Genomic DNA, 6,414 nt, shown 5'->3' on the forward strand with positions numbered 1-6,414 from the left:
TTGATCCTTTTGATCCGGCATCGGAAATGTTCCATATGAGTAGTTCGACAGACCTTGCAATCCTTCCTGCCAACACGCGCAGATACGGCGACGTTGACCAGCAGAAATCAGCTGGCGTCGTTTACACGCCTGCGGATTTTGCTGCCTTCGTGGCCGATCAGATGGTTTCGCTCGCAGAATTGCCCGCACAGGGTGAAATCCGTGTTCTGGATCCTGCGGTTGGCGATGGTGCTCTGCTCGAGGCGCTGCTCATGCGCATGCCGACAGACATCCTGAATCGGATAAGGGTTGTCGGCTATGACACAGATCCCGGCGCTGTGGCGCGTGCATCTGTTCGACTGCGCAAGGTCTTCCCGGATGTGTCTTTGCTGATCGAAGAAAAGGATTTTCTCGATCATGTGTTGAGTCTGAGTGGCGATGCGAATCTTTCATCCAGTGCTGCGCAGGCGCCAATGCCTTTCGATCTGGTGATCGCCAATCCGCCTTATGTTCGTACCCAAATCATGGGGGGCGAGCAGGCTCAGCAATTGGCGCAAAGATTTGGTCTGACTGGTCGAGTGGACCTGTATTACCCGTTCCTGTTGGGCATTTCCCAGGTTCTGACCGAGGGCGGCGTGGCCGGGGTCATAACCTCCAATCGCTTTATGACGACCAAGTCAGGGCAGGCCGTTAGGCGAGCTCTGCTGTCGCAATTCAAGATCGATCACGTCTGGGATTTCGGCGATACCAAGCTGTTTGATGCGGCGGTGTTGCCCGCTGTTCTGTTGGCCAGGGGAATAAAAGCGCCATCGGATCAAAGTGTTGGAGAGATTGCCTTCTCGACGATTTATGAATGCAAGGAAAACGCCTTGATTCAAGCGTCGGACGTGTTTGAGGCGCTGGCGATGAGTGACAACACTATTGTGTCTACTCCGGACGGGCGGAATTTTTCAGTTCGTCATGGTCTGCTGGAAAACGGTGATCACGCTGAAGGCGTATGGCGTATTTCAACGGAAACCGGCGATCAGTGGCTGGCCACGGTCAGTGAAAACACCTGGAACACGTTTCGTCGGATCGGCAAGATCCGCGTGGGAGTGAAGTCCACCGCTGACAAAGTGTTTGTTCGTAGTGACTGGTCAGACTTGCCAGGTGGTCGTCCCGAACTTCTTCGCCCGCTGATCACTCGTCATTGTGCGCGTCAGTTCAAGGCCCGTGTCCCGAGCCAGGCAAAACACATGAAGGAGATCATGTACCCACATGAAGCGACGTCGGGAGGAGGGCGCAAGGCTGTTGATCTGAGCTTGTATCCCTTGGCTGCGCGTTATCTCAAGGGGCATCGTGATGTGCTGGAAGCCCGTAGTTACGTGATAAAAGCAGGCCGGGCCTGGTACGAACTGTGGGTGCCTCAGGATCCGGCTGCCTGGTCATCGCCAAAGATTGTCTTTCCGGATATATCCGAGAAGCCGACCTTCTGGATGGATACCGAGGGTGGCATCGTCAATGGCGAGTGTTACTGGATCCAGTGTGAGCGAGAGGACGAGAATGATCTGCTCTGGCTGGCCCTGGCGGTGGCTAACTCGACGTTCATCGAGTCATTCTATGATCATCGTTTCAATAACAAGCTTTACGCGGGTAGACGGCGTTTCATTACGCAGTACGTTGAACAGTTTCCTTTGCCCGATCCGGCCCGAAAGGAAACCCAGGCGATCATTGCGCTGGCCAAGGCGATTCATGCAGAACTGCCGTCGAGCGCGGCAGATCAGATGATTTCTGAACTGAACGCTCTGGTCTGGCAGGTGTTTGGATTAACTGAAGAAGTCTCGAGGTAGTGGTATCTGGATTTTTCCGTTTGTAACCATGCCTTCAAAGCGGCGGAAACGGTCGAAAAAATCTGCCCCCGTGACAACCAGTAAATGTGTCAGGGTTACGTTGACGCCATTGGTGTTCGCGTAAAAGATGGCATACCTGGTATCACAGTGGCGGGGGTGGAAGTCTCCCACTTGTTGAATGTCCAGAGGGCCAATGCTGCTGGGCAGGACCAGGCCTAGATCAATGGTGCGGGATGTCTGTAATTTCACTTCCAGAATCTGGTGGCGTATGTCTGGAAACTGCCCGTTATCCTCGTAACTGCTGTAGCCAAGGGCTTGGCAGATCAATCGGTGGAGGCCCGCGCCGCGATTGCGCTCTTGGGTTCTTCCTGGGTCGGGGAAAGACATGCCGATCAATGGAGCCAAGCGAAAAAAGATTTCGCTGATCGGCAACAACATTCCGGTTTCTGGCTCTTGCACAGGACTTGTCCAGCGGTCAAAAACCAAGCCTGACTGGACATGCATTTGGATTGGAAGCGTGTCGTATTGCGAAACAAGCTCCTGATTCCAGACACCGAGTTCAAACCCTGCTTGATATTTGGTCGTAATGGTTCCTGTGGTATCCAGTAACGCGAGTTCTTGTCCGTTTATAACTTTTACACGGTCTACCATGTCATCCTCGGTTATGTGGATGATTGCGTAGCGACGCGTGGGGAAAAGCTCTTCGTTCCAGATCTGAAGGTTCAACGATTTCTGGGTGTAGATATCTAGCTGCTGCCCTGGGAAGCGTGGCTGTGTCTTTCTGAACGACATTGGAGCGGGGTAGCCAAGTGCTCTGCAAACTTGCGTCTTTACCACTTTGGAGCGGGTTCGAAGGGCAAGTCCCTCCAAAGACAGTCCCTGCAGACCTTGGTTTAACAGTGCTTCGAGTTGCGCGGTGGGAATCCAGTAATCCGCATCACCCACTTCAACAGGGCAGTAAATATCCATGCCTGATGATGAAATGGCGGATTTGTAGTCGTCATGGTGCTTGGGGTGCATCTAATGCTCCTTGCTTTAGCAACTCCGAAACGCGGCTCTTGGCATCATCGGAACAATGGGTAATGGCGGCACATCTTTTCTTACAAATGACTGTAAGGCTACAGACTTTGAGCAGCATCCGCAGCAGTTGGCGCTCTCCGCCGAGGCACAGGGCCAGCACGCATCAGGAATCTTGAGCGGATTGCTTAAGAGAACGCCGCGACTGGCCGATAACTCAATCGGCGACTTCAGACTCGCGCGAAATCGCTTGATAGCCTTTGGCCTCCAGCTATCATCTGCGCGCCTGAAATCTCCTGCGGTTCACCTACTTCAATTGCCTGGAAATCCTCGATGCTGTCGTATCACCAAAAGAGTTTTCTGATCGTCGATGATTTCTCGGATTTCCGCAGTTCCGTGCGTTCGATGCTGCGTGAGCTGGGGGTCAAGGATGTGGACACCGCCGATACCGGCGAGCAGGCGCTGAAGATGTGTGCGCAGAAGTCCTACGATTTCATCCTGCAGGATTTCCATCTCGGCGACGGCAAGAAGAACGGCCAGCAGGTGCTCGAAGACCTGATGTCGGAAAAGCTCATCAGCCATGAAGCGGTGTTTGTCATGGTGACGGCCGAGACCAGTCAGGCGATGGTGCTCAGTGCCCTGGAGCATGAGCCGGATGCGTACCTGACCAAACCGTTCAACCGTTCCGGCCTGGCGCAGCGTCTGGAGCGTCTGGAGCAGCGCAAGACGTTGCTCAAACCGATTCTGCAAGCCCTCGATCGCGGTAAGCCGGTCGAGGTGCTCAATGCCTGTATTGCGCTGTGCAAGCAGGACATCCGCTATTCGCCGCTGTGCCTGCGTTATCGCGCCGATGCATTGCGCGACATGAACCAGAACGAAGCCCTTGAGCGCCTTTACGACGGCATCATTGCCGACCGGCCGTTGCCGTGGGCGTTTGCCGGGTTGGGCAAGTTGCTGTTCAAGCGTGGGCAGGTGGCGCAGGCCAAGGGCGTCTATGAGAAAGCGCTGAAAGTGTTTCCGATGATGCCGGCGTTGTACGACGGCATGGCCGATGTGCTGGTCGCCGAGGGCGATACCAAAGGCGCGCAGCGGGTGCTGGAAGAGGCGATCCGGTTGTCGCCGCTGGCGGTGCGTCGGCAAGCGCTGCTCGGCAAACTGGCAATGGCCAACGAAGACTTCGACACCGCCTCGCGCGCTTATCGGCAAGCGGTGGCGCAGGGCGCGCAGTCGCGGTTCAAGGATCCGGAAAGCAACCTTGGTCTGGCTCATGCGTTGATCAGCAAGGGCAGCGAGCGCGGTCTCGACACCCGCACGCGGCTGGAGATCAACACCACCCTCAGCGCGGTGGCCAAGGAGAACCCGACCGACCCTGGCCTGCAGATTCGTGCGCGCCTGATGAAGGCCACCAGCCTGTTGCTCAACGACGCGGAAACCGCTGACAAGCTCACCGAGCAAGCGCTGATGCGTCTGGACGGCATGGAGCAGTTCATGAGTCCTGAAGCGGCGCTGCTGGTCGCCAAGCAGTTGCAGATGCTCGGTCAGGCCGAAGCCGGCACGTCGATGCTCAAGAGCTGCGCGGAAATCTATGGTGATGATCCGGCGGTGATGAAGGACATTGCCAAGCTCACCGACGACCCGACTATCCTCAGTTCGAGCAACGCCGCCGCTGACCTCAACCGTCAGGGCGTGCGTGTGTACAAGACCGGCAACCTGGTGGAGGCCCGCGAGGTGTTCCGCAAGGCGCTGAAGATGCAACCGAAGAACATCAGTATCGCGCTGAACATGGCCCAGTCGCTGCTGCACGGCACCGACACCAATGTGCCGTCGGCGGAGCTGGAAGAATGTCAGGCCTGCCTGAAAATGGTCGGCCTGATGCCCGACACCGACGCGCGTTATGCGCGTTATCAGAAGCTGAAAAGCAAGGCGTTTGGCGAATGAACCAAGACGAGCAGGCGCTGGATTTCTCCACGGTGATTGCCTCCACCGTTCACGACATGAAGAACTCGCTGGCGATGCTGATGCAGGCCCACAGCCAATGGCTGGCGCGCTTGCCTCAAGCGCAGCGCAGCGGGGCAGAGCAGGGCGTGATCGACTTCGAGTTCGCCCACCTCAACGGCATGCTGGTGCAGTTGCTCGGGCTGTATAAACTCGGCGTCAACCAGATGCCGCTGCAACCGGCGTATCACGAGCTGGATGATTTCATCGAGGCGCAACTGGCAGCGCATCAAGAGGTGTTCGCCAGTCGCGGCATTATCGCCACCTATGAAGTCGATCCGCTGAGCCCGCTGGGGTTCTTCGATCGCGAATTGGTGGCGTCAGTGTTGGGCAACTGCATCAACAACGCCATTCGTTATGCCCGCGAGTCGCTGCTGATTACCGTCAGCGACGAGGCCGGGCAACTGGTGTTGAGCATCAACGATGACGGCGACGGTTACCCGGCCGAGATGCTCGAGCGCCAGGCCGATTACGTGCAGGGCATCAATCACGGCAGCGGCAGCACCGGCCTGGGCCTGTATTTCGCTAACCGCATTGCTGCTTTGCATCAGCGCAATGGCGTGGTCGGGCATACCGAAATCAGCAACGGCGGGCCGTTGGGTGGCGGGGTGTTCAGCCTTTATCTGCCGTGACCCGGATTTTTGTTTGACGCTGCTTGATATTCCGAACAGCCGGAGCCTATTTTGTACGGGTCGCCGTTCGCGGCTCGCACAATAACAAGGATTGCGTCATGACAACCGATGGCCAGCGTTCACTCGCGCAGCGACTGACCGGCATTGATGAGATTGAGTGCGTCACGCCGGATTTGAATGGCGTGCCGCGAGGCAAGGTGATGACCGCCGAGGGTTTTCTCGAAGGGCGGCGTTTGCAGATGGCGCGGGGAGTGCTGTTGCAATGCATCATGGGTGGTTATCCACCAGCGCGGTTTTACGGCAGTGATGACGGCGACCTGGCGCTGGTGGCCGAGCCGAGCATGATCCATCCCCTGCCATGGAGCGACGAGCCGCGTGCCCTGGCCATCTGCGATGCCGATGAACTGAGTGGCGAAAGCTCCAATCTGTCGACCCGTGGTCAACTCAAGAAAGTTATCGCTCGTTACGCCGCTCGCGGTCTGGCACCGGTCGTGGCGACCGAACTGGAATTCTTTGTCTTCGCGCCGAACACCGATCCAACCCAGCCGTTCCGTCCGCCGGTTGGCCTCGACGGGCGTCGCGAGGATGGCCAGTCGGCGTTCAGCGTCAGTTCCAATAACGGTCTGCGGCCGTTCTTCAGCGAAGTCTATAAATGCATGGCGGCCCTCGGTCTGCCGCGCGATACCTTCATGCATGAGATGGGTGTCAGCCAGTTCGAGATCAATCTGCTGCACGGTGATCCGCTGTTACTGGCCGACCAGACGTTCCTGTTCAAGCACCTGCTCAAGGAAGTCGCGCTCAAGCACGGCCTGAGTGTGGTGTGCATGGCCAAGCCGCTGGCGCACACGCCGGGCAGTTCGATGCACATTCACCAGAGCCTCGTCGAGATCGCCACTGGCAAGAATGTGTTCAGCGACGAGAGCGGCCAGCCGACCGCAATGTTCCGCCATTTCATCGGCGGG

Annotated in this window: 4 protein-coding genes and 1 pseudogene; 4 read left to right on the forward strand and 1 reads right to left on the reverse strand. The window is 57.1% G+C overall.

The window, feature by feature from the left end; genetic code table 11:
- Nucleotides 1-35 precede the first annotated feature (35 nt).
- Nucleotides 36-1,808: an Eco57I restriction-modification methylase domain-containing protein gene (locus DBR24_RS05350; protein ID WP_128614130.1), complete on the forward strand. Its 1,773-nt coding sequence runs from the start codon at nt 36-38 to the stop codon at nt 1,806-1,808.
- Here the strand turns inward: DBR24_RS05350 and DBR24_RS05355 are convergent.
- Complete coding sequence (locus DBR24_RS05355) at nt 1,785-2,828, reverse strand: restriction endonuclease (protein WP_128614131.1); 1,044 nt, start codon at nt 2,826-2,828, stop codon at nt 1,785-1,787. The genes DBR24_RS05350 and DBR24_RS05355 overlap by 24 nt on opposite strands.
- Before the next feature lie 330 nt (nt 2,829-3,158).
- Between DBR24_RS05355 and DBR24_RS05360 the strand changes: the two genes are divergently transcribed.
- From DBR24_RS05360 to DBR24_RS05370, 3 genes and pseudogenes are all read left to right on the forward strand, one after another.
- Nucleotides 3,159-4,763 (forward strand): tetratricopeptide repeat-containing response regulator, encoded by a 1,605-nt coding sequence (locus DBR24_RS05360; protein ID WP_128614132.1) that lies wholly within the window; start codon nt 3,159-3,161, stop codon nt 4,761-4,763.
- Complete coding sequence (locus tag DBR24_RS05365) at nt 4,760-5,452, forward strand: sensor histidine kinase KdpD (protein WP_123466969.1); 693 nt, start codon at nt 4,760-4,762, stop codon at nt 5,450-5,452. Before DBR24_RS05360 ends, DBR24_RS05365 begins: the two co-directional genes overlap by 4 nt.
- Before the next feature lie 200 nt (nt 5,453-5,652).
- Nucleotides 5,653-6,414: pseudogene (locus tag DBR24_RS05370) on the forward strand (glutamine synthetase family protein); the annotation flags it as partial.

The sequence above is a fragment of the Pseudomonas sp. HMWF006 genome, assembly GCF_003061205.1.
In the GTDB taxonomy this organism is placed as follows: domain Bacteria; phylum Pseudomonadota; class Gammaproteobacteria; order Pseudomonadales; family Pseudomonadaceae; genus Aquipseudomonas; species Aquipseudomonas monsensis.